The sequence below is a fragment of the Streptococcus sp. VTCC 12905 genome (genome assembly GCF_049893385.1).
GTDB classification, from domain to species: domain Bacteria; phylum Bacillota; class Bacilli; order Lactobacillales; family Streptococcaceae; genus Streptococcus; species Streptococcus suis_AA.
In genome coordinates this window covers 66,317-88,653 of record NZ_JBMVJC010000005.1, presented here as the reverse complement: position 1 = coordinate 88,653, position 22,337 = coordinate 66,317, and the positions used below count along the sequence as shown (strand labels likewise).

Genomic DNA, 22,337 nt, shown 5'->3' with positions numbered 1-22,337 from the left:
CAAAAGCCCAGCCTTCCATTTCTTATTTAAGCACTTCTTGTGTCTTCGCATAGTTAGCTTCAACAGCTTCTTTTTCAGCCTTCCACCAGTCTTGGTTATTTGTATACCACTGGATCGTTTCTTCCAAACCTTGAGAGAAGTCTGTAAATTGTGGTGTCCAACCAAGCTCGTCACGAAGTTTGCTTGCGTCAATAGCATAGCGCAAATCGTGTCCTGCACGGTCAGTCACGTGGTCGTAAGCATCTTTTGGTTGACCCATTTTTTCAAGAATCAATTCAAGCACTTCTTTGTTATTCTTCTCACCGTCAGCACCGATCAGGTAAGTTTCACCCATACGGCCTTTCGTCAAGATAGCCCAAACACCAGTCGAGTGATCGTTGGTATGAATCCAGTCACGGACGTTTTTACCTTCACCGTAAAGCTTTGGCTTGATGCCTGCCAAGATGTTGGTGATTTGGCGTGGGATAAATTTCTCGATGTGCTGATATGGACCGTAGTTGTTTGAACAGTTGGAAATCGTTGCTTTAACACCAAATGATCGCACCCATGCTTTGACAATCAAGTCTGATGCAGCCTTGGTTGATGAATAAGGAGATGATGGGTTGTATTTTGTTTCTGATGTGAATTTCTCTCCTGGACCTTCCCCATGACCTGGTAAGTCTTCGCGCAATGGAAGATCACCATAAACCTCATCTGTTGATACATGGTGGAAACGGATGTCGTATTTACGAGCCGCTTCAAGAAGAGTATAGGTACCGATAAAGTTTGTATGGATGAATGGACTTGGATCGTTGAGAGAGTTGTCGTTGTGGCTTTCTGCCGCATAGTGAACAATGGCATCTGCCTTAGCAGCCAATTTGTCAACCAACTCAGCATCAGCAATATCACCAACAACAAGCTCTACTCGGTCACCAAGGATAGCTTCAATATTAGCCCTGTTTCCTGCATATGTTAATTTATCCAACACAGTCACATGGACTTCTGGATGGTTATTGTAAACATAGTGTACGAAGTTGGAACCGATAAAACCAGCTCCACCAGTTACGATAATATTTTTAAATTGAGACATTTTTTTCTCCGAAAAGTTTTTTCTTTTTTGTGTGTCATCTTATGTAGTGGGGTCGTAAGCAACCACCAAGGTGTTTCATTACTAAGAGGCTGGGCATAAAGCCCAGGGTCGCTTCTCAGAGTTCGCGTCAACATCTCAGCGCAGTGGTTGATTGGCAGATTTGTTCGTGTTTTACACTCCAAATCTAACCTAATCAACTGTGCGGGGGTGGGAAGACGAACTCTTTTTATCTTAGTCGAGTTCTTTCCCACTCCCTTCCCCCCTCCTTAGCAAAGCAAAGGAGCTTCTCACTACGGCGATGACACACGGAGTGGCTCGCTTTGCTCGCCCTCTTGCATTACCAGACTACTTCAAGATTTCTTTTTAGTAAGCAATCTTGGTAGAGTCTCTTTATGTAATTTGTCTAAGTGACCAAAGACATTGAAAAGAGGCTTAAAACATTAGAGGTCCTCTTTTCTCAAAGGCTTAACGTCCTTGAGGAGTGGGTGGTTTTTATCTGCTTCTGAGACTTCTGCTTCTTCTAGGTTTTCCCATTTAATGTCGAGACTAGGGTCTGCGTAGTTGACAAAGGCATACTTAGGTTTGAGTTCCAAAGCCCAATAGTCATTAACCAAGTAACTGTATGATACAAAGTCTGATAAGACTTGGAAACCATTGGCTACGCCACGTGGAACAAAGATACCTTTAGAAGCGTCTATAATAGTTTGATAGGCATTCCCAAAAGTCTCACCCTCTCGAAGATCGACCCAAGTTCCCAAGACCTTACCACCGTCCGCCACAGAGATGTATTTATCCCAAGGCTCTGCGTGAAGACCACGAAGAACGTTTTTGCGGGAGAAGGAAACGTTATTTTGTAATTTTCCTTCTGCAAAAAAGCTTTCTGGGAAGCCGAGTGGCAACATTTTTTCCTTTTGGAAGTTCTCCTTGAACCAGCCACGGTTGTCGCCATGAACTGGTATGTCAAATTCTAACATCCCTGGAATGCCTTCAACTGGACGGGCTGCGAGTGTTTTTCCGAAAAAGTTTTCTGTCATTAAGCTTCTCCAATCAAACGGAGCAAGTATTGTCCGTATTCATTTTTCTTGAGTGGCTGTGCCAATTCGTACACTTGTTCTTTTGTGATGTAGCCCATGCGGTAGGCAATTTCTTCCAAGTTTGCCACTTGAACGTTTTGCAAACGTTGAACTGTTTCGATGTACTGTGCAGCTTCCAAGAGACTTTCATGTGTACCAGTGTCCAACCATGCAAAACCACGTCCCATGAGCTCTACTGATAAATCACCACGATCTAAGTAAGCCTTGTTGACATCAGTGATTTCCAACTCACCACGAGGAGATGGTTTAATATTTTTCGCAATCTCAACGACATCATTGTCATAGAAATACAAACCTGTAACCGCAAAATTTGATTTTGGATTCTCTGGTTTTTCTTCGATAGAGATAGCATTCATATCTGCGTCAAACTCAACAACACCAAAGCGTTCTGGGTCTTTTACTTGGTAACCGAAGACAGTTGCTCCTTTATCTTTGCTTGCTGCACGTTGCAACATCTTGGTCAATCCATTTCCATGGTAAATGTTATCCCCCAAGATAAGGGCTACATGGTCATCACCGATGAATTCTTCACCGATAATGAAGGCTTGGGCCAATCCATCTGGGCTTGGTTGTTCTGCATAAGAAAGAGAAATTCCAAATTCAGAACCATCACCCAACATATCCTTAAATCGAGGTAGATCCTGAGGAGTAGAAATAATTAAGATTTCTTTAATCCCAGCCAACATGAGTGTTGACAGTGGGTAATAAATCATTGGTTTGTCATAAATTGGCATCAGCTGCTTAGAAGCTACGCGTGTCAATGGGTAGAGACGAGTCCCAGACCCACCTGCCAGAATAATACCTTTCATATAAGAGTACCTTCCATTAATTAATATCAGTTCATTATACCATATTTTTCACTATGATGTCATAAGAAAAAAGTCTGGCAAGCAGACTCATTCATCATTTGTTGTATTTTACCCCAAAGCAACATCTAGAATCATCATGATAATAAAACCAGCCATGAGTCCCAATGTTGCAATATCCGTATTGCCATTTGTCTGTGATTCTGGAATAAGCTCCTCTACGACAACGAAGATCATTGCACCAGCTGCAAAGGAAAGGGCGTAAGGTAAAATAGGGGTCATAAAGGTAACTGCAAAGGCGCCAAGTACAGCTGCGATTGGTTCGACAATAGCAGACATTGAACCCCAATAAAAGGCCTTCCAACGCGATGCACCGTCTGTACGAATCGGAATAGCCAAAGCTGCTCCCTCCGGAATATTTTGTATACCAATACCAAGAGCCAATCCCAAAGCTCCAATAAATGCTGCTGAGCTATTATTAGAAGCAAGGGCACCAAAGGTGACACCAACAGCTAAGCCTTCTGGGATATTATGAATGGTAATGGCCAAAAATAAGAGGGCAGTCTTTGATAATTTTTTTCGCTCACGCTCAACTCCACCCTCAGCTTCCTCTTTGTCATTACCTAAATGCAAATGTGGAACACCTGCGTCAACCAAACGTAAAAAGATTCCACCTGCTGCAAATCCAACTGCCGCAGGAATCCATGCAAGATTGCCATAAAACTGCTCAGCATAACTAATTGAGGGAGCAAGCAAAGACCAAAATGACGCAGCAATCATAACACCTGCTGCAAAGCCTAGCATGATATCCAACAAACGCCGACTGACCGTTCTAAAGAAAAAGACAACTGCAGAGCCGACAATCGTGCAAAACCAAGTAAATAAACCTGCCAAGAGAGCCTGTAATACTCAGTTAAAATCAAAAATAGCGGAAGTCCAGTCTCTATGTACAATTGATTTGAGTTGATAAGCAGTTAAGGTTTGAATAACCTCTTCAAGTTTATCGATTACCTCATTTAAAGTTTTAAATACTTTATTCTTGAAACCAAGTTTACGAATCTCAGCCCAGACTTGCTCAATAGGATTCATTTCAGGTGTATAGGGTGGAATGAATGTAAATTCAATATTCTTAGGAATATTTAAGGTCTGAGATTTATGCCAGATGGCATTATCCATGACTAAAATAATGTAATCTTCTGGATAAGCTGCCGATAGCTGTCGTAGAAATTCATTCATCCAATCACTATTGCATCCACCTGCTATGATGAAAAATGAGTCACCTGTATGGGCATCCACAGCTCCATAACAATAGCGGTACTCACGAATATGATGACTTGCTACGTGAGGCCGATAACCTTTTGGAGACCAACACGAACCAAGTTTACTGATACGCCCGAAACCCGCCTCATCTTGATACATAAGGCGGATTTTTTGATATTCTTTTCCATTGATAAAGCGCTTACTCATTCTCTCCTCGAATAAAGATTTTATTTTTAGACGCTAAAATGGTTTCGGCGTCTGCTTTTTTCGGATGTTGGGGACGTGGGCTAACTTTACGCCAACCATGACGTTTCAGGAGAGCATAGAAACCTTCTCGGGTTGTCTTGTGCCCAACTCTCTCTTGATAAGCTTTAAAGAGGGTGTTAACGGTAACGAATTCTCCATTCAAAGAGGAAGAGAGATGCTCTTTAAGGAAAACTTCTTCCTCCTCGTGCGTCATATACGAACGGCGGCGACCACCACGATTTTCCTTTAATAGGGCATCTAAGCCACCATTTAGATAGCGATTCAATAAGTTTCGGACTGTCTGATGGACAAAACCTACCGATTTAGCTACGGATGTTAAATTATGGCATTCAGAATAAAGAATGAGTGCTTGTATTTTTCTATGATGCGGAGCATTATTTTTATCTTTAAGTGCTTGCTTTAATTCTTCAAATTGTGTCTGAGTAAGTTCTTTTATCATAATACTATTATATCGCTATTTTTGATTTTTGTTAAGTATAAAACCACAGGCTGGTGTGTAAACCAATTCATAACGACTTCCATTCTCTAAATTAACCCAACATATTACAATAATTAGGATACCCTAATTATCAAAAAAAACAAGCTTTTTTTCAAAAAAAGCCACGCAAAAACGTAGCTTGACTGTTTATTTTTGATGTAAGCTAAAGTCAGGACACTGATTATAAATGTCTGAATGGATTGGTCGAAACTGTCGATGCAAAGATCTCCACTTCCCAACCTTCTTCCTTTTTCCAAGTTTCCAATAAATCAGCAACTCGCTTGATAAATAAGGCTTCGATGTGATGCCCTGGATCAATAGCCAGCAACCCTTTTGTTAACATGTCTTGACCTGTGTGGTAATAGATATCACCGGTGATGTAGACCTCAGCACCCTTATCAAGAGCTGTCTGATAATAAGAGCCTCCGCTCCCACCACAGATTGCAACTCGACTGACATATTGTTGTGCCTGATGGCCATAAGTCACTAGACGTACAGCATCAAGACCAAAGACAGATTTAACTTTCAAGGCCAATTCTTCTAGTGTCTGCTCTGCTATAGTTCCAACACGACCAAGTCCTTGACCCACTGATGTCTCCAGTAAATAAGTTGTATCATAGATACCTAACAACTCGCAAAACCAATCGTTAAGCCCACCATTCACTACATCAATATCAGTGTGACTAACATAGACCGCAATATCATGTTTAATCAAGTCCAGATACATCTTCGTCTGTGGATTGTCAGCCACTAAATCCTTTATTGGACGAAAAATTGGAGCATGCTTGACGATAATCAGGTCTATCTGTTTATCAATAGCCTCTGTCACAGTCGTCTCACGGATATCCAAGGTGACCATTACTCGCTGGATTTCCTTGTTCAATGTTCCAATCTGCAAACCAGTTACGTCACCCTCCATGGCCAAAAATGGCGGACAAAAGGATTGGTAACGCTCAATGACGTTCTTTGCCAACATGAAGAACCTCCTTTATTTGATCCATTTTTTGGGAAATAGCGGAGCGATCACCCTGGCGTTCAAGAGGGACTTGTTCCAAAGCCATACTCAGCTTATCCAACTCCTTAAGCCACTTTTTCTGAAAAACAGGGGAATGTTTGATTGATAAGAAAGGACCAAAGCGCAATTGAGTAGCTGTCAAGTCCATTGAACCTTTTTGTGCTACCAGAATCTCATAAATCTTATCGTTCTCTTCTACAATCTCCTCAGCAATAAGCTTAAATTGATTCTGAACCAACCAATTCCGAACATCATCTTCTCGATTGTTCGGTTGTAAAATGAGCCGTTCAACCGAACCCAACTTTTCTTTTCCAACTTCTAAAATATCGGCAATTAAACGCCCTCCCATACCAGCAATTGTCACCGCTGAAATCTGGTCTTGTTCTTCTACGGCAGCAAGCCCATTGGCCAGTCGAACCTGAATCATATCAGACCTACCTGCCAGCTCAACATTCTGGAGTGCTGACTGGTAGGGACCTTGAACGACCTCACCAGCAATGGCAAAATCAATGCGCTTCTGCTCTACCAAAAAAAGAGGGAGATAGGCATGGTCACTCCCTACATCAACTAATCGTGCCCCTTGTGGCACAAAATCTGCGACTGTTTCTAGTCTTTTTGATAATTTTGTTTCCATATTACTCTTTCCAGAGGTTCATTGCATCAAGAAAATCACTGGAGACAGTTACATTCTTAGGATTCTGGATGTCTCTATCTATATTTTTAGCTTCTACCTGTGCCACTGTTGTTATTCCTTCACGTCGCCAGTTTCGCAAAATAGCTTGGATATATTTCCAATTGGTTTTGTTGTTAAAAACAGCTTCTTTCAAAGCAGCTCGAACCAAGTCAACAGAAGTTTTATCATCTTCAACCGTTTTTTGTAAATCTTCAATTTCAAATGGGGATAGGAAACGACCCAACTCCCTTTCAAAATCTCCAACCAAGGTTTTCAAATCATTTTCAGTCCGAACCATTTCGACAGGTTGTTTTGGTTCTAATAGCACATCTAATTTCTCAAGTGCAGGTAGTGCATCAAAAATCATTTCGATTTCTCCTGCGATACTGATCGTTTTAAATTCTAATAGCCCAGATTCTTGCAGGTTTTCAATTGCTTGATTGACTTGTGCCACTGTTTTTCCTGTGGCCTGAGCAACTTCACTAGGGGCTAAAGATTCCAAATGTGAGGTATTTTGATAAAAGAAAAACTGCCAGATGAGAAAATCATCTGATGATGAAAATAATTCTTTGTAGTGAAACAAAAGAGCTGCAGGAATGACTACATTCCCTTGTCGAAATTGCTGTGAGTAATTCATATATCCTCTTTATAGACTCGCTGAAAGGGCAGAATCTTCAAATAGTTTCCAGTCATACGGTGTTTCTTGATAGACCGCGTAGTTTATCCAATTAGTAAAAAATTGAGCAGCAGGCAAATTCCATGAAAGGGCAGGTCTGGTTGATGGGTCATCATTTTTGAAATAATTCTCAGGGATATGTGGATTTTTTCCAGCTAAACAGTCTCGCTGGTATTCTTTGGCAAGGGTATCGCGATCATATTCCAGATGACCAAAACTATAGACTTCACGCAAGTTCTTACTTGCCAAAATTGATAAGCCGACTTCCTCACCACATGAAAGAATTTCAAGGTCACTCAAATGAGAAATGTCAGCAGCCTTCACCTCTGTGTATCGCGAATGCGGCGATTTAAAATCATCGTCAAATCCACGCATCAATGGATTTGTATTTTTGACAACATCTTGTCTATAAATACCTGAAAGCTTGCGATTCATATTATGTTTTTGTACTCCGTATCGAGCATAGAGTCCAGCCTGCGCTCCCCAACAGATATGCAAGGTTGAAAAAACATGATTATTCGACCATTCTAATACAGATACAAGTTCAGACCAATAATCAACTGCTTCGAATGGCAGATTTTCAACTGGTGCTCCAGTTACAATCAAGCCATCAAAATAGGAATCTTTGACCTGCTCAAACGTTTTGTAAAATTGTTCTAAATGGTCTGAATGTGTATTTTTCGACTCATGACTCGCCATGTAGAGGAATTCAACTTCCAATTGCAATGGCGTATTAGCCAAAAGACGGAGCAACTGAGTCTCCGTCACAATTTTCTGAGGCATGAGATTTAGAATCAATATCTTTATGGGACGGATATCCTGATGGCTAGCACGGTCGCTATCCATTACAAAAATATTCTCTTTCCTTAAAATATCTACTGCTGGTAATGATTTTTCGATTTTAATTGGCATACTCGAACCTCCTGAACGATCTTATCTCTATTATAGAACAGGAAGAACAGCATTTCAATTAGAATAAAACTAGGCTTAGTTATAAGTTTTAACTATAAGGTCTTAAAAATATTCAATCAAACTATGTTAATGACTTAATAGTGCATCAAGACCTTGTAGTCGTAATTTCCGATGGCTTCACGACCTTTAAGATCATCAAGTTCAATCAAGAAGGCACAACCAGCAACAATCCCACCAAGTCTTTCAATCATTTCAATCGTTGCTTTAACAGTACCACCAGTGGCCAACAAATCATCTACGATCAACACGCGTTGACCTGGTTTGATGGCGTCAGCATGCATGGTCAATGTATCTACACCATACTCTTTTTTATAATCAGCTGAGATAACTTCGCGTGGTAACTTACCTGGTTTACGAACCGGTGCAAAACCAATTCCCAATTCATAGGCAACTGGACAACCAACGATAAAGCCACGCGCCTCTGGACCAACAATCATATCAATTTGTTTATCAGTTGCGTATTGAACGATTTCACGTACAGCATAGCTGTAAGCATTTCCATCCGCCATCAATGGGCTAATATCACGAAATTCAATCCCCTTTTTTGGATAATCAGGAATGGTTGCGATGTAATCTTTTAAGTTCATTTCTTTCTCTCTTTAAAAAAATATTTTTTACTCTTCATTATACCATGAAATTGTCATTTGGTATATTTTCAACCCTGACAAAGACCCTTGCTTTACTCATTGCGAATCTTTCTTTGAGCTAGACTCGTTTTTCTAAGAAACTGTATTCAGTGTCAGTGGCTTTTAATCCAGTTAAAAGTGCAGACTAGGAATCCAACTTATGAATATCAGCCCTTAGTTGTCTACTCAACTGAGACACCAATCTCGCTCTGCTATTTCCAGCAAATGAAAAATCGCCATCTGGATTAAAATAAGATGTTTCCCAGCCGACAGGTGTCTTTTCTCGTTGATAATGTCGAATACGGGTGGGAGATAAATAGCTGGCTGTCTTTGCGCGCAGGACTTTCTTCCGAAACTGTGGATCGTGAGGACCAACTGGTGCAATATCGAGCTGAGTATGACGCTTATTATTAGCACTGGCATAGTTAAATGAAGCCCCATTTATTACGCCATTTCGATGAGGAGTCTTATCCAAAATCAAGGCGAACTGCCCCTGCTGACTGAGGATAAACTCACTGTGAAAACCAATGAGTACCTTTATATTGACTGGTAATGGTTCCACCTTATGATTGCCAAAGCCCCGTTTATTATGCAAACGAGCAGACTCATTGAGACGATACGACCAGCGAGGTAAATGATTTAAATACGCCACCATAGCCTGCCAATCCGTACTTCCCTGTCCAAAACGCTTTCGAACCCAACTAGCCTGCTGATAGGAAATCAGATAGCGCAATTGATGAACTTGCTTGTTTAATAACTCAGTTCGCGAAAGCTGTTTACCTGGAAATGCTCGGTCAACCAGTCTAGCAAAGTATTGCCAAAAGGGATGGTGGGGAGGACAATCACAATCCATTTTTTCCAGCAGAACTAACAAATGGCTCTGGTGTAATTCCTCAGGAAAGTCTAACATCCTCACGCTTTGGGCTATAATCTTTACTGCCTTCTCTCGATCCAACGAGTGACTTTCAGCCCTCAACAACCTATAAAAGCTTTTGGAAGCAAAGAGAGCCGATTCTGTTACGAACTGATGAACATATTCAGGAATTTCTGCTTGGGGTAACTGAAGGATGGGCATTAAAAAGGCTGTTGCTAAAGCCTTTTCCGACCACCCTCTACCGCTCAATTCCATCAAGCCAGCATGGACTTGCTCCGATTGCTTTATATGATTTAACAAGCGATTTCGCCTATTATTCCACGCAACAAAAGTCAGTATCCCTATCAGACTGATGATCAACAGTATCCAAATAGTGATTAATTCTGTCCACATAGCCACTCATAAATTTCCTGAACGGTACCAAGTGCCATCAACTCTTGCTGCATCACGGTCTGTTTTAAGTCTTGATAAATCTGACTTTCTGAAATTTCCCGTTTCTGCGCCTCTTTGTTGACCCGCATGACTCCATCCGTAATGGTGACAAATTCTAATTCTTGGAAAATCTGAATCATTTTGACCAAGAGACTGTCCTTAATTTTTAAGTAATCAGCCAAATCTTTCAGTTTGTAGCGGACATCAAACTCATCGAATTGGTAAATGGTCTTGTACAATTTAGCGAATTGGTCTCGACTACCATACCCATCTAGATAGTATGGTTTCGTAATTTCGTTTTTAAAATAAATGGCCTCAAATTCTTTTTCTTGGAAATAGCTGCGCAGACTGCTGATATCTTCTGGCAAAGTCGCAAGGACAATAGCAGATTCACTAGTCACAGGATGATTAATGTCCAAAATAGGAACATCTGCAGGAATAGGATGTTGCTTTCCACGAATATTATAAAGTTGAACACCATTGACCCGAGCATCAACCAACATGAGCTGAAGACTAGTATTGCCATTCCATTGATTGACAGACAAGGTAACAGCTAATTCTAACCCCTTGGCCTGTGAGAATTCCAAGGCTAAATTGCCCTTACCAAACGCAACCACATCAAATCCAGCAGCCCCTTTTGTAATCCGTACTTTCAGGTGAGCATTGTTTTGTCCCATGGTTCTTGCTGACTCCACCTGAAAATTCTTAAGATAGAAGACAGGCTTTTTATTGTCCATACCATAGGGTGCCAGTTTTTCAAAGGATTTTAGAGTATCTAAGGTTAATTCCTCTAAATCCAATTCTTCATCCAAAACCAGCGAAGACTTGCTAGATACATCCAATTTATTTTCGATAATATAGTCAGCCAAGGTTTGAGCAAGCTCTTCAAGTTTGTCAACTGCCAAGGTCATACCTGCTGCACCAGCATGACCACCAAAGGCGATAAAGAGGTCCTGATGATCTTTAAGGGCCTTGAAAATATCAACCGCTTCAACCGAACGAGCCGAACCTTTTGCCTTACCATCTTCAATCGACAAGACGATAACAGGTTGCTGTAATTCTTCTAGTAGGCGTCCTGCCACAATCCCTAAAACACCTGGATTCCAACCTTCTTTAGCCAGAACTTGAAGAGGTCTATCTCTTCGCAACATGGTTTTTGCTTCGTCGTAAATTGCTTGGACGACTTCTTTGCGTTCTACATTTTTACTGTCAATCATGAGAGCAATTTGATGGGCCTCTTCGTCATCAAAACCAGTCAGTAATTCGATGGCTGGATTTGGATCATCGAGTCGACCAAGGGCATTCAACCTCGGAGCAAGTTGGAAACCAACTGTTTCTTCATCAAGGCTATCCATATCAATGCCAGCTATTTTCATCAATTCTTGAAGGCCTACACGTTCGGTCTGTTTGAGAAGCGAGAGACCATATTTGACCATGATACGATTCTCATCGGTCATGCTAACCATATCAGCGATGGTACCAATTGCGACCAAATCCAGCAAGTCTGCATGAACAGTTTCAAGAAGAGCACAGGCCAATTTGAAGGCTACACCGCAGCCCGCCAAATGTTTGAAAGGATAATTTCCCTCTGGATGCTCTGGATGTACAATCGCATAGGCATTGGGAAGGGTTTCCTGCATGGAATGGTGGTCTGTCACAACAACATCCACACCCATCTCCTGGGCATAGGCAATCGCTTCATGACCCGCTACGCCATTGTCCACCGTCACAATAAGAGAAATCCCCTGCTGCTCGATAAAATACTTGTAAACTGACTGATTCGGCCCATAGCCATCTGTGAAACGATTGGGAAGATAAACTTGGACTTCTGCCCCCATTTCCTCCAGAGTTTCTTTCAAAATAGATGCCGAGGTCATGCCATCGGCATCATAATCTCCATAAATCAAAATCTGTTCGTAGTCTTCGATTGCTCGGCGAATCCGCTCTACCGCCTTGTCCATATCGTGAAGCAGGTATGGGTCATGGAGATCTTCTAAACTTGGTTGGATAAAGGAATGCAGTTCTTCTTGCGAATGAATGCCCCGCTCATACAACAATTTGGCCGCTACTGGGTCCAGCCCTTCTTTTTTTGCTAATTTGATAAAGTGTTCATCAGAAAAACCGGTCAATAATTGCCAGTCATAATTGGGTTTGATCACGTTATTAACTCCTTTAATACTCATACTCAATGAAAACCAAAAGTAACCTAGCTTTAACAATCTTGGGGGTAAGTTGAAAACTAGAAAAGTAAAAAACTGAGTTCTCGTCATAAAGCCGAAGATAGAACTCTGTCACATTCACATTTCAAGGTAACAGGCTAAAAAGCTCTTGACAAGGGACAATTTTGATTTTCGAAGAATATCAAATAATTGCAATAATGTCCACACTGATAACATTGTTTTTTTCGAGTATAAACTATCTTACTATTATACCATTTCCCAAGAAAAAAGGAGCAGAGGAATTCAACGATTGATTTGAGTCGCCCTGCTTCTTTCTTTGAAACAATTATTATAGTAAAGGTGACAAGATATTTAACAACGCTCCTGCCAAACGCTTATACCACGGGTAATTATTTTCAAAACCAAGTAAAGTAATCCGTTCAGATTGTTCAAAAGAATGCATGAAATCTTTGTGAATATCTTCTAAAACTTGTCGATGGTTATATACATAAAGCCCACATTCAAAATTGAGATAAAAAGATCGAAAATCCATGTTTACTGTGCCAACTGTTGCCTTTTTATCGTCGACTAAAACCACTTTCGAATGAACAAACCCAGGAGTAAATTCATAGATTTCAATACCGGATTCTAAATAGGTTCTAAAATCTGTTCGTGCTGCCAGATAAGCCATCTGCTTATCGTAAATATGAGGAAGAAGGATACGAACTGTAACCCCACGTTTCGCTGCATAGGTGAGATTATCAATCATTTCATCATCCAGAACCAAATAGGGAGTCATAATATAGATGTAGTCAGTTGCTGACTGGATCATATCCAAGTAAACCCGTTTCGCAACCTCATCTCCATCAAATGGACTTTCACCGTAAGCTAAGAAATAGCCTTCTGTATCTATAGTCTCTGTCTCAGCATCATGCGCTTCCTTTAAGTATTTCAAATCATCATTTGACTTTTTCTCATCATGATTCCACATTTGCAAAAACATCAAAGTAAAGTTTGATACGGCCTCACCTCGTATCATAATCGCTGCATCTTTCCAGTAGCCAAATCGTTCCTTTTTATTGATATATTCATCAGCAATATTGACACCACCTGTAAAAGCAACTTTTCCATCGATTACTGCAATCTTTCTGTGATCACGATTATTATGAATAGTTGACAGAGCAGGGATTATTTGACAGAAGACCTTTGTCTTGATACCAAATTGCCGTAGGGTTTTATAATAATTATAAGGTAGAGTGCTTAGCGAGTTCATTCCATCATACATAAACCGAACCTCTACACCCTGAGCAGCTTTTTCTTTTAAGATATCTAAAATAGAATCCCACATATAGCCAAAATCGACAATGAAGTATTCCATAAAAATATATTTCTCAGCTTTTTTTAATTCTTCTAATAACGCCTCAAATTTCACTTCTCCAGATGGAAAATAGACTGCGTCTGTGTTGGTGTGTAAAGGATAGCCCACATATTCACTCATATAATGAGCTAACTTAAGTTGCTCACGGTCTTCCTTAGCCAAACCTCTCATTACTTTTTCAGAAGTCTTCCCATACAATCTTAATATTTCAGCTTGACGCTGAAAAGTCCTGCGAAACCGTCTGGTTTCAATGTTTGACTGTAAAATAAAGTAAAACAGAGCTCCAAATACTGGGATTCCAAGTACAAATACAATCCAGGTTAACTTAAAACTAGCATTCATCCGCCGATTAATAATCGAAACTGCTACAACTAGAGAAAAAAGTTGCATAACCGTCACAAACGCTGGGAAATAAGTTGCCGCTGAACTAACTGCCCACAAAATAACAAAAATTGTTAAGGCAATCAAACTAAGAACAATAAATGTTCGACTATAAATAATCCTCCAAATCTTTTCCATGTCATCCCCCCTTGCAAATTTCAACTATTATATCAAATTTTAGTCAAATATCCCACTAAAACGATGTATTCTTCCTACACAATCTATGTTTTTTCATTTACATCTACCTATTGTATCTAAATTTTGAAAATAAAAAACAGATACTTTATACAGATTTTGCTCATAACGAAGAAATCTTTTTATCTTGTGCTCATTACCAGGTATACTATGTAAAGAATATGACTTCACTATTTGAGAGATGGTTAAACGTAAAACAAGAATTCAGCGTTTTTTCTATGTTTATTTTAAATTAAATACTGTACTGGCCAAGTAATCTGATATTCTTGGGAAAAGGGTATAGAGTTTATGAGCTGCAGCTAGTGACCACGGTAAATTGATATCACGCTTCTTCGTCCCCATGGCAGCCACAATTCTCTTAGCTACATAGTCGGGATGCAAGAGAAAGGCTTTGACACTTTCTTGATAGCTTCCATCAGGATCTGCTTGGTCGAAAAAGCCAGTCGCAATAGGTCCTGGGTTAACAGTTGTTACTGTCACACCATACTGGGCCAACTCCAAGCGAATGGTATTTGAAAAACCCATAGCCGCAAACTTAGTTGCAGAATAGACTGACGACTTGCTTGAAGCGATTAGACCTGACATCGAAACAATATTAATGATTTGCCCGCTCCGTCTAGCCTTCATCCGTTTACCCACTAAACGGCACATGGTCATCAGAGCAAAAGTATTGATGTCAAACATAGCTTGAACCTGCTGACTTGAAAAATTTTCAAAGTCATCATAAATTGCATAGCCTGCATTATTGACTAAAATATCGATTTGACCAAACTGGTTATCTAATCCTTCAAAAAATGCAATTAATGCGGCTTCGTCTCGAATATCCACATTAAAAATTGCCTTTTTTTCATGATAGGCATAGAGCTGCTCTATCTTCTCTACATCTCGCCCCAACAAAATCAAGAAGTCATCTTTCAGCAAAGGAATCATTTCCTGTACTAGACCACCAGATGCCCCAGTTATTAAAATGGTTCTCATAGTTCTATTTCCTCTAAATCTTTAACGATATGGACCTGTTCAAATATAGTTCTCGCATCATTGCGCAATCGGCTGATATCCTTGGACAAAAAGCGCGGACTGATATGATTGAGCAAGAGTCGCTTGACACCAGCATCCTTAGCTACTTGAGCCGCTTCCATATTGGTTGAATGCCCATGCTTACGAGCAATCTGCTCATCACCCTTACCATAGGTGGACTCATGCACCAGCACATCAGCATTTATAGCTAGACGCACACTGGCATGACACTTACGCGTATCCCCTAAAATCGTCACTACCTTACCAGGCCTTGGAGGGGAAATATAGTCACTAGCGATAATTTCAGTCCCATCCTCAAGTGTCACATTCTGACCATTTTTTATTTTCCCAAAGAGGGGGCCAAATGGTACACCCGCCGCGCTCAGAGCATCCGCATCCAAGGTCCCTTCCAAATCCTTTTGGATGACACGGTAGCCGACACAAGGAATGGTATGGTCCAGCTTTTCGGCGAATACCATGAATTTGTCTGTTTCTAGAACCTGACCGACTGTATCAACATCAAACTCATGAAAATGAATGCGATAAGGTAAGTGTGAACCAGATGCTTTCAGACTAGCCAAAACAAAAGATCGAATACCCATAGGACCGTAAATATCAATATCTGTTTGTTCCTCACTCGATTGAAACGAACGGCTGGATAAAAAACCTGGCAAACCAAAAATGTGATCACCATGTAAATGTGTTATGAAAATTTTAGCAACTTTTCGAGGACGAATAGTGGTTTCCAAAATCTGATTTTGAGTTCCTTCGCCACAATCAAAAAGCCAAATTTGATTGATTTCGTCCAAAAGTTTTAAGGCCAAACTGGACACATTACGGGCCTTGGAGGGCTGACCAGCCCCTGTACCTAAAAATTGAATTTGCATTATTTACTTTCTAATCGATATATTATAGCTGAGCGACCCGACCAGGCAAAATAGCGCTGACCCGAATAAGAATCCGCCACTTCTACTACTTCCTCCTGATTGAGACCCGAAATTTTGATAAAGTCAGCCGAGCTAGCCACCTCTGTTAGCAGAAAATCTGTTTCCTCATCTTTCAACTGACGTTCATCAAAGGCATTGGCCTCCATGAAAATCTTCCCGTCTTCTACAAAAACGACATAGTGGGGAAAGACTTGAGCTATCTCAAAGAGCAGATCTTCAGTGATCTCCTCTTCTCCTTCCGGAAAAACTTGAGCCAGACCGTCTGCCGACACATAGGCAAATCCGAAAGACTTACCTGATAAATTCAGGCGGACAAAGGGCTTGTCTTCTTCAAAGCTGGGATCTTTTGGAAAAAGGCAGAGCTGCTGAGAAAGTTTCAGATAGTAGTCCGTCGCCTCTTCTGCTCCTTGTTTCTGGTAGATTTCCGCAAAATAAGCGTTGATAACAGAAGGCGGTGGTGTGATAAAGTCTAGTTTTTGTTGGTCAGTCAAATCAGCTAATTTCTTCGCCAGATAGACCTTGTCCAGACTGGTAAAGCCACCGTATTTGATTGCCAAATCAAGATAATCCGTCATAAAATTCTTCCAACTTCCATTTATTAGCGGAAGCAATATAGCCTGATACCACTTCCACATCCTCTTCGTAGGTCCGATTTTCTATCAGGGCAAGAGTTGCTAAATCATGCAATTTATAAGATTCAGCAAGTGGCACTCTGACCTCAAATCGTTCAAACATAGTCTTAATCTTAGCCAAGACCATCATCTGAATATGGCCTTTGGCATTTTCATCCTTAGCGGACAGCATGACATGCGGAAACTGACTAGGGGTAAAGCTGTCATCGGTCTTGTCCAGCTTGTTATACAGAGCTAGGCGAGGAATGTCCAGCATATCCAGGTCTTTCAAAATATCCAAGACCACCTGCTCCTGCTCACTGTGATTGGGGTCAGAGGCGTCGATGACATGGAGCAAGAGATCCACGTTCATGGACTCCTCCAAGGTTGATTTGAAGGCAGAAATCAACTCAGTCGGCAGGTCCTGAATGAAACCAACCGTGTCAGTCAAGGTCACGTTGAACTTATCTGCCAAGTTAATCTGCTTGGTCGTGGCATCAAGTGTGGCAAAAAGTTCATCTGCCTCATACTGTCTCTTGTCCGTCATGGCATTCATGATAGTAGACTTACCAGCATTGGTATAGCCAATCAAGCCAATCTTGAAAACGCCTGATTGCAGACGGCGTTCACGTACAGTCGCTCGGTTCTTCTCTACCGTTTTGAGTTGTCGTTCGATATCGTGAATCTGGTTGCGAATGCTTCGACGGTTGAGCTCCAACTGGCTTTCACCTGGTCCACGAGAGCCGATACCACCTGCCTGACGGCTGAGCATGATACCTTGTCCAACCAAGCGTGGCAACATATACTTGAGCTGGGCTAGGTGGACCTGTAACTTCCCTTCGTGACTCTGTGCCCGCATGGCAAAAATATCCAAAATCAACTGCATCCGATCGATGACCTTGACACCTAAAATCTCTTCCAAATTAACATTCTGACGGGGCGTCAGCCGGTTATTGACAATGACGGTATCAATCTCGTCAGCTTCGACCATCTGGGCAATTTCATCCAATTTTCCTGAGCCAACAAAGGTCTTGCTGTCGTATTTTTCACGTTTTTGAGTGTAGACTCCCTTGACCAGAGCACCAGCCGTCTTAGCAAGACTTGCCAACTCCTCCATGGACATGTCAAAATTGTCTGTCTGCTGTAATTCCACTCCAACCAGGAGGGCACGTTCTTGTTCTTTCTGCGTTTCAATCATTTAAAAATTCCTCCACGGCGGTGAAAATCTGCAACTTGTAATCTGGCTCGCCTACTGAATAAAAGGGAACCTGCATCCGATTTCTGAACCAGGTCAATTGTCGTTTGGCAAAGCGGCGACTATTTTGCTTGACCTTATCAACTGCTTCTTCTAGGCTGATTTGACCTGCTAAGTATGGAAAAAACTCCTTGTAGCCAATTCCCATAGCAGCTTGGGCTTCTGGGTGTTCTTGGTAGAGCCAGCTAACTTCATCTAGTAAGCCCGCCACCATCATCTTATCCACTCGCTGATTGATGCGGTCGTAAAGAACCTGCCTGTCATCCGTCAGGCAGATGTAAAGAGGCTCATATTCTGACTCTGTATTTTCTAAGTTTTTGCCAAATTTTTTTAATTCTAACCCACGAATCAATCGCCGACGGCTGTTTCCCTCGAACATCAAACCTGCCTGCTCTGCCATTGTTTCCAAAACCTCGTCAGACAAGCAATCGAGTTCCGCCCGATAAGCAAGAACTTGTTCCTGGTCAACCTGCCCGCCCAGATGGTAGCCTTCAAGCAGACTTTGGATGTAAAGACCTGTCCCACCCACGATAATAGGCAACTTGCCACGACTAGTAATGTCTGCAATTAGGGATCTGGCTTCTGCTACAAATTCATAAGCCGAATAGCCCTCGTTCACATCTCGGACATCAATCAAGTGATGAACCGCCACAGCCTGCTCTTCAGGGCTAGCTTTTGCCGTCCCGATATCTAGTTTACGATAGACTTGCTGGCTATCACCGCTGATAATTTCTCCATTGTAGCGCTGGGCCAAGTCTATGCCAAGGGCAGTTTTTCCTACCGCTGTCGGTCCAATGACCACAATAACTTTAGTTTTCATCTTTTTCCTTGAAAATATTTTGTTTTTTCGCTAAAATCTATTATATCATAAGTAAAGGAGAATTCACTATGGCTAAAGGTTTTGGCAAAGGTTTCTTGACAGGTATTCTTTCTACAGTCGCTCTTGCAGCGGGCGCAGTCTTCACCGTTCATAAAACAATCATTGAACCAGAAGAAAAGAAAGAAGCTTTCATTGAGGAAAATCGTAAAAAAGCTGCACGTAAACGTGTAGCACACTAAAAAGCTGGTGAATATCCAGCTTTTTTTGTTTTTATTATATCCCAAAATGAACAAGTGAATTGTGGGAAAATGTGACTAAATGATGATATCTTCTTTCTCAATCAGTACAATCGTCCACATCATCACCAAGGTTACAGTAGCCAATGATAGAATCAAGGGTAACCAACTACCAAAAATTGGAAAACTATATCCTAAGAGAACTGGACCAAATGCTGCGATTAAGTAGCCACCTGTTTGTACCATACCTGATAAGCGAGCTGTTGCCTGACTGTTACTGGTTTTCATAGTAAAGCTGAGCATCATATATGGGAAGAGTGATGCATTGGAAACACTGAGTACGATATGAATAATTGTCCAAGCAAAAAAGTTTTTTGGAGTGATTACCATAAGGGCCAAGCCAATTAATGTAACCAATGAGATGAGGAGCATGATGTTCCTGCGAGATTCTTTCGTCTGACGCGAAAGTAGAGTTGTAATGATTGAAGACATTGGTATGGCAGCCAAGTTATAAATTCCAGACATCAACCCTGCTTCTGCTTTTGAAAATCCAATAGATTGCGAAATGGTTGGTAACCAAGTGACTTCTGTGTAGAACAAGACGGATTGCAACCCACCAAAAACAAGAAAGGCAATGGCAGCCTTATTTTTCCATAGAGAACTTGTTTTCTCTGATTGGTTGCCAGTCACAAACATATGATTGTTCTTCACATTTGGTAACCAGATAAGTAAAGCTAAGAGAATGACTCCAGTGATTAAATAAATAAAAAATTTCCAAGAAGTAGCTGAAACAATTGGCACTGCAACCATTGACGCGACTGTTCCGGCAATCCCCATCAGAGTAATGTAGATGGTTGTATAAAGCCCAATCTTATGCGGGAAATTAGCAGCAACTAAGCTAGGCAACAAGACATTAATAAATGCGATACTAGCTCCGATCATCATCGTACCGATGAAAAGTGTTTGGAGGTTGAACACCCTCAATCCAGAACCAATAACCATAATCACAAGTACAATGGCCATTAAACGTTCCAAGCCAAATTTTGCTGCCATACGTGGCGCTATTGATGAGCATAGTGCAAACATGATCAAGGGAATCGAAGTTAAAATGCCGAGTGAACTCACTTCAACACCCAACCCAGAGGCAATATCTGTGAGGACTGCTGGCAAAGCTGTAAAGGGTGCCCTCATCACCACACCCAACATCATAATCCCTAATAAAATAAAACTAAAGTGTTTTTTCATTCTTCTCCCCTAAACTTTTTCCAAACGTTCGGATTTCTGCAAAGAAAATTATACCATAGTTCTAACCCCAGAAAAAGTATTTTAGAAATCTAAAAATGTGATATAGCGAACAACTATACCTTTTTACTCAAAATAACTATTTTTCAAATAAAGCAAACTGGGATAGAATTAGTTCAGTAATAAGTGAAAGAGAGATTTACAAATGACAACATCAAGATTTCAACTAGTGGGTTCCCTTCTACGTCCAGCAGAATTGCGTGACTACAAAACACAAATCGAACATAGAGATGATATCCATTATCCTTTTTATAATGACTTCTCTGGATATCAAGAAACTGAAACAGCAGCCATCGAATCAATCGTAAAGGAACAAAAAGAAAAAGGAATAGATATCCTAACTGACGGAGAATATTCTAAATCTATGTGGCACCTTGACTTTGTATGGGGCTTAAAAGGTATTGAACGGTATATTGCTGATCATGGATATACTTTTAAAGACCATGATGGCAGTCACTTTGAAACAAGAAAAGACATAGGTATCCGCATCACTGAAGAATTATCTGGTAAGAACCACCACTTTATTGAAATCTTTAAAAAAGTGAATGAGCTAGCTGTAGATACGCAAACAAAATTGACTGTATGGGGCCCAGCTCATGCTTACACTGAACTTGCTGTTTTTAATGAATTGTATGGCGAAGGTCAAGTATATGCAACTGCCGATGATTTAAAAAACGGTCTCATTCAATCTTATAAAGAATTCCTTGATGACTATAAAACTGCTGGTGGCACCATTATTCAGTTCGACGACTGCCTTTGGGAACTTTTTGATGAAAGTAATCCTGCAAGTTTCTTTGCTGAAGGCAATGCCGGACTAGCTGATTTAGCAGATGCCTTTGTCAAAATAAATAATGAAGTCGTTGACTATGCACATTCACTTGGTCTTACTGTTTGGACACACAACTGCCGTGGTAACTACGAAAGTCGTCATGCCTCTGGTGGGACTTATGAGGCAATCGCTGAAAAATTCTTGCGTGATCAGCACTACGACCGCTTCTTCCTTGAATGGGATGATGAGCGTGCTGGTGATTTGAAAGCCTTAGAAAGCTTACGCGATAAAAACGCAGAAGTTGTTCTTGGACTTCTGTCAAGTAAGACAACCGATTTAGATGATGAAGAGCGTGTCTATAAACTCTTAGAAGAAGCAAGTAAAATCATCCCTAAAGAACGTCTTTACCTTTCTCACCAATGCGGTTTTGCTTCATGTGACTCTGGTAATGAATTGGCCATTCCACAACAATGGGCTAAAATCAAACAAGGTCAAGATATTGCAAGCAAATTCTGGAATGAATAGTAAAAAATCCCATGGAACAAAGAGGAATTCCATGGGATTTTCATTATTCGAAGAATGCTATTTTCTACCCAATAAATAGTGACAAGAAGCTGGTACCAACCATATCTGCCAGAGCATGAGCTAGCATGAGCTAGAAAGTAAGGTAGGAGATTATCATTTTTATTTCTATACATATAATAGTAAAACAAACCAAACGGCACACCTATTACTAAGGCTGAAACCAATCCTTGATAGGTAAGGAATGAGGTTCGGACGATGGTTGAAAAAAGCAATACGAGCGAGCGTTTCTTTGTATCTGTACTTAACAATAAACCTAGGAAAAAGAATTCTTCGTATAAGCCGTTAAACAAAGCATAAACAACTGTACTATAATCAACCGCTAAGAAGCGATGGATCACCGTCATGATATCCTGATTATAATAAGGGAGATATCCTAGATAGTTATACCCTCCAGTAATCCCTGAAAGGTAAGAAAAGTCTGTAAATGCCAAGTCACTAAT

Annotated in this window: 22 protein-coding genes; 2 read left to right on the top strand and 20 right to left on the bottom strand. The window is 40.8% G+C overall.

The window, feature by feature from the left end:
* Positions 1-22: 22 nt before the first annotated feature.
* The 18 genes from rfbB to miaA form a co-directional block, all read right to left on the bottom strand.
* Positions 23-1,069, bottom strand: a complete 1,047-nt coding sequence (gene rfbB, locus ACPC58_RS03315) for a dTDP-glucose 4,6-dehydratase (RefSeq protein WP_217375037.1) — start codon at positions 1,067-1,069, stop codon at positions 23-25.
* A gap of 440 nt (positions 1,070-1,509) precedes the next feature.
* Positions 1,510-2,103, bottom strand: a complete 594-nt coding sequence (locus tag ACPC58_RS03310; RefSeq protein ID WP_174846174.1) for a dTDP-4-dehydrorhamnose 3,5-epimerase family protein — start codon at positions 2,101-2,103, stop codon at positions 1,510-1,512.
* On the bottom strand, positions 2,103-2,972 hold the full coding sequence (gene rfbA / locus ACPC58_RS03305) for a glucose-1-phosphate thymidylyltransferase RfbA (protein ID WP_217375034.1): 870 nt from the start codon (positions 2,970-2,972) through the stop codon (positions 2,103-2,105). The genes ACPC58_RS03310 and rfbA overlap by 1 nt, the downstream gene beginning before the upstream one ends.
* Before the next feature lie 108 nt (positions 2,973-3,080).
* Entirely contained in the window at positions 3,081-3,863 is a 783-nt protein-coding gene (locus ACPC58_RS03300; RefSeq protein WP_434065231.1) for a ZIP family metal transporter, read from the bottom strand.
* Positions 3,864-3,878: 15 nt separating this feature from the next.
* A protein-coding gene (locus ACPC58_RS03295) for an IS630 family transposase (protein ID WP_434065230.1) occupies positions 3,879-4,935 on the bottom strand; the annotation gives its coding sequence in 2 pieces (ribosomal slippage) (positions 3,879-4,469 and positions 4,471-4,935; 1,056 coding nt in all).
* A gap of 220 nt (positions 4,936-5,155) precedes the next feature.
* Positions 5,156-5,950: a Nif3-like dinuclear metal center hexameric protein gene (locus tag ACPC58_RS03290; protein ID WP_434065229.1), complete on the bottom strand. Its 795-nt coding sequence runs from the start codon at positions 5,948-5,950 to the stop codon at positions 5,156-5,158.
* Complete coding sequence (locus ACPC58_RS03285; RefSeq protein ID WP_434065228.1) at positions 5,928-6,623, bottom strand: tRNA (adenine(22)-N(1))-methyltransferase; 696 nt, start codon at positions 6,621-6,623, stop codon at positions 5,928-5,930. The genes ACPC58_RS03290 and ACPC58_RS03285 overlap by 23 nt, the downstream gene beginning before the upstream one ends.
* A 1-nt stretch (position 6,624) precedes the next feature.
* The gene (locus ACPC58_RS03280) at positions 6,625-7,299 is read right to left on the bottom strand and encodes a DnaD domain-containing protein (RefSeq protein ID WP_217375030.1); all 675 of its coding nucleotides are present in this window, start codon (positions 7,297-7,299) and stop codon (positions 6,625-6,627) included.
* Positions 7,300-7,308: 9 nt separating this feature from the next.
* Entirely contained in the window at positions 7,309-8,250 is a 942-nt protein-coding gene (metA, locus tag ACPC58_RS03275) for a homoserine O-acetyltransferase MetA (protein WP_434065227.1), read from the bottom strand.
* A 134-nt stretch (positions 8,251-8,384) separates the two neighbouring features.
* On the bottom strand, positions 8,385-8,897 hold the full coding sequence (locus tag ACPC58_RS03270; protein WP_418127386.1) for an adenine phosphoribosyltransferase: 513 nt from the start codon (positions 8,895-8,897) through the stop codon (positions 8,385-8,387).
* A gap of 184 nt (positions 8,898-9,081) precedes the next feature.
* Positions 9,082-10,203 (bottom strand): DUF3114 domain-containing protein, encoded by a 1,122-nt coding sequence (locus tag ACPC58_RS03265; protein WP_434065237.1) that lies wholly within the window; start codon positions 10,201-10,203, stop codon positions 9,082-9,084.
* On the bottom strand, positions 10,188-12,401 hold the full coding sequence (gene recJ, locus ACPC58_RS03260; protein WP_434065236.1) for a single-stranded-DNA-specific exonuclease RecJ: 2,214 nt from the start codon (positions 12,399-12,401) through the stop codon (positions 10,188-10,190). The genes ACPC58_RS03265 and recJ overlap by 16 nt, the downstream gene beginning before the upstream one ends.
* Before the next feature lie 349 nt (positions 12,402-12,750).
* Positions 12,751-14,298 (bottom strand): cardiolipin synthase, encoded by a 1,548-nt coding sequence (gene cls, locus ACPC58_RS03255; protein WP_434065226.1) that lies wholly within the window; start codon positions 14,296-14,298, stop codon positions 12,751-12,753.
* A gap of 279 nt (positions 14,299-14,577) precedes the next feature.
* Positions 14,578-15,333, bottom strand: coding sequence for an SDR family NAD(P)-dependent oxidoreductase (locus ACPC58_RS03250; protein WP_434065225.1), 756 nt, complete (start codon positions 15,331-15,333; stop codon positions 14,578-14,580).
* On the bottom strand, positions 15,330-16,259 hold the full coding sequence (gene rnz, locus ACPC58_RS03245) for a ribonuclease Z (protein ID WP_217375022.1): 930 nt from the start codon (positions 16,257-16,259) through the stop codon (positions 15,330-15,332). The genes ACPC58_RS03250 and rnz overlap by 4 nt, the downstream gene beginning before the upstream one ends.
* Positions 16,259-16,894 carry a cystathionine beta-lyase gene (locus tag ACPC58_RS03240; RefSeq protein ID WP_434065224.1) on the bottom strand — a complete coding sequence of 212 codons (636 nt, stop codon included), beginning with the start codon at positions 16,892-16,894 and terminating at the stop codon, positions 16,259-16,261. Before ACPC58_RS03240 ends, rnz begins: the two co-directional genes overlap by 1 nt.
* Positions 16,878-18,128, bottom strand: a complete 1,251-nt coding sequence (gene hflX, locus ACPC58_RS03235; RefSeq protein WP_312949315.1) for a GTPase HflX — start codon at positions 18,126-18,128, stop codon at positions 16,878-16,880. Before hflX ends, ACPC58_RS03240 begins: the two co-directional genes overlap by 17 nt.
* The gene (gene miaA, locus ACPC58_RS03230) at positions 18,121-19,005 is read right to left on the bottom strand and encodes a tRNA (adenosine(37)-N6)-dimethylallyltransferase MiaA (protein WP_130555049.1); all 885 of its coding nucleotides are present in this window, start codon (positions 19,003-19,005) and stop codon (positions 18,121-18,123) included. Before miaA ends, hflX begins: the two co-directional genes overlap by 8 nt.
* Positions 19,006-19,073: 68 nt before the next feature.
* On the opposite strand from miaA, the gene ACPC58_RS03225 reads away from it, so the two are divergent.
* Positions 19,074-19,244, top strand: coding sequence for a DUF3042 family protein (locus ACPC58_RS03225; protein ID WP_042761772.1), 171 nt, complete (start codon positions 19,074-19,076; stop codon positions 19,242-19,244).
* A gap of 75 nt (positions 19,245-19,319) precedes the next feature.
* Here ACPC58_RS03225 and ACPC58_RS03220 read toward each other — a convergent pair whose 3' ends face one another.
* Positions 19,320-20,486 (bottom strand): MFS transporter, encoded by a 1,167-nt coding sequence (locus ACPC58_RS03220; protein ID WP_434065223.1) that lies wholly within the window; start codon positions 20,484-20,486, stop codon positions 19,320-19,322.
* Between the two features lie 202 nt (positions 20,487-20,688).
* Here ACPC58_RS03220 and ACPC58_RS03215 point away from each other — a divergent pair, with 202 nt between their 5' ends.
* The gene (locus ACPC58_RS03215) at positions 20,689-21,837 is read left to right on the top strand and encodes a cobalamin-independent methionine synthase II family protein (protein WP_434065222.1); all 1,149 of its coding nucleotides are present in this window, start codon (positions 20,689-20,691) and stop codon (positions 21,835-21,837) included.
* On the opposite strand, the gene ACPC58_RS03210 is transcribed toward ACPC58_RS03215, so the two are convergent.
* The gene (locus tag ACPC58_RS03210) at positions 21,804-22,328 is read right to left on the bottom strand and encodes a CPBP family glutamic-type intramembrane protease (RefSeq protein WP_434065221.1); all 525 of its coding nucleotides are present in this window, start codon (positions 22,326-22,328) and stop codon (positions 21,804-21,806) included. The two genes, ACPC58_RS03215 and ACPC58_RS03210, sit on opposite strands and share 34 nt — an antisense overlap.
* Positions 22,329-22,337: the final 9 nt, after the last annotated feature.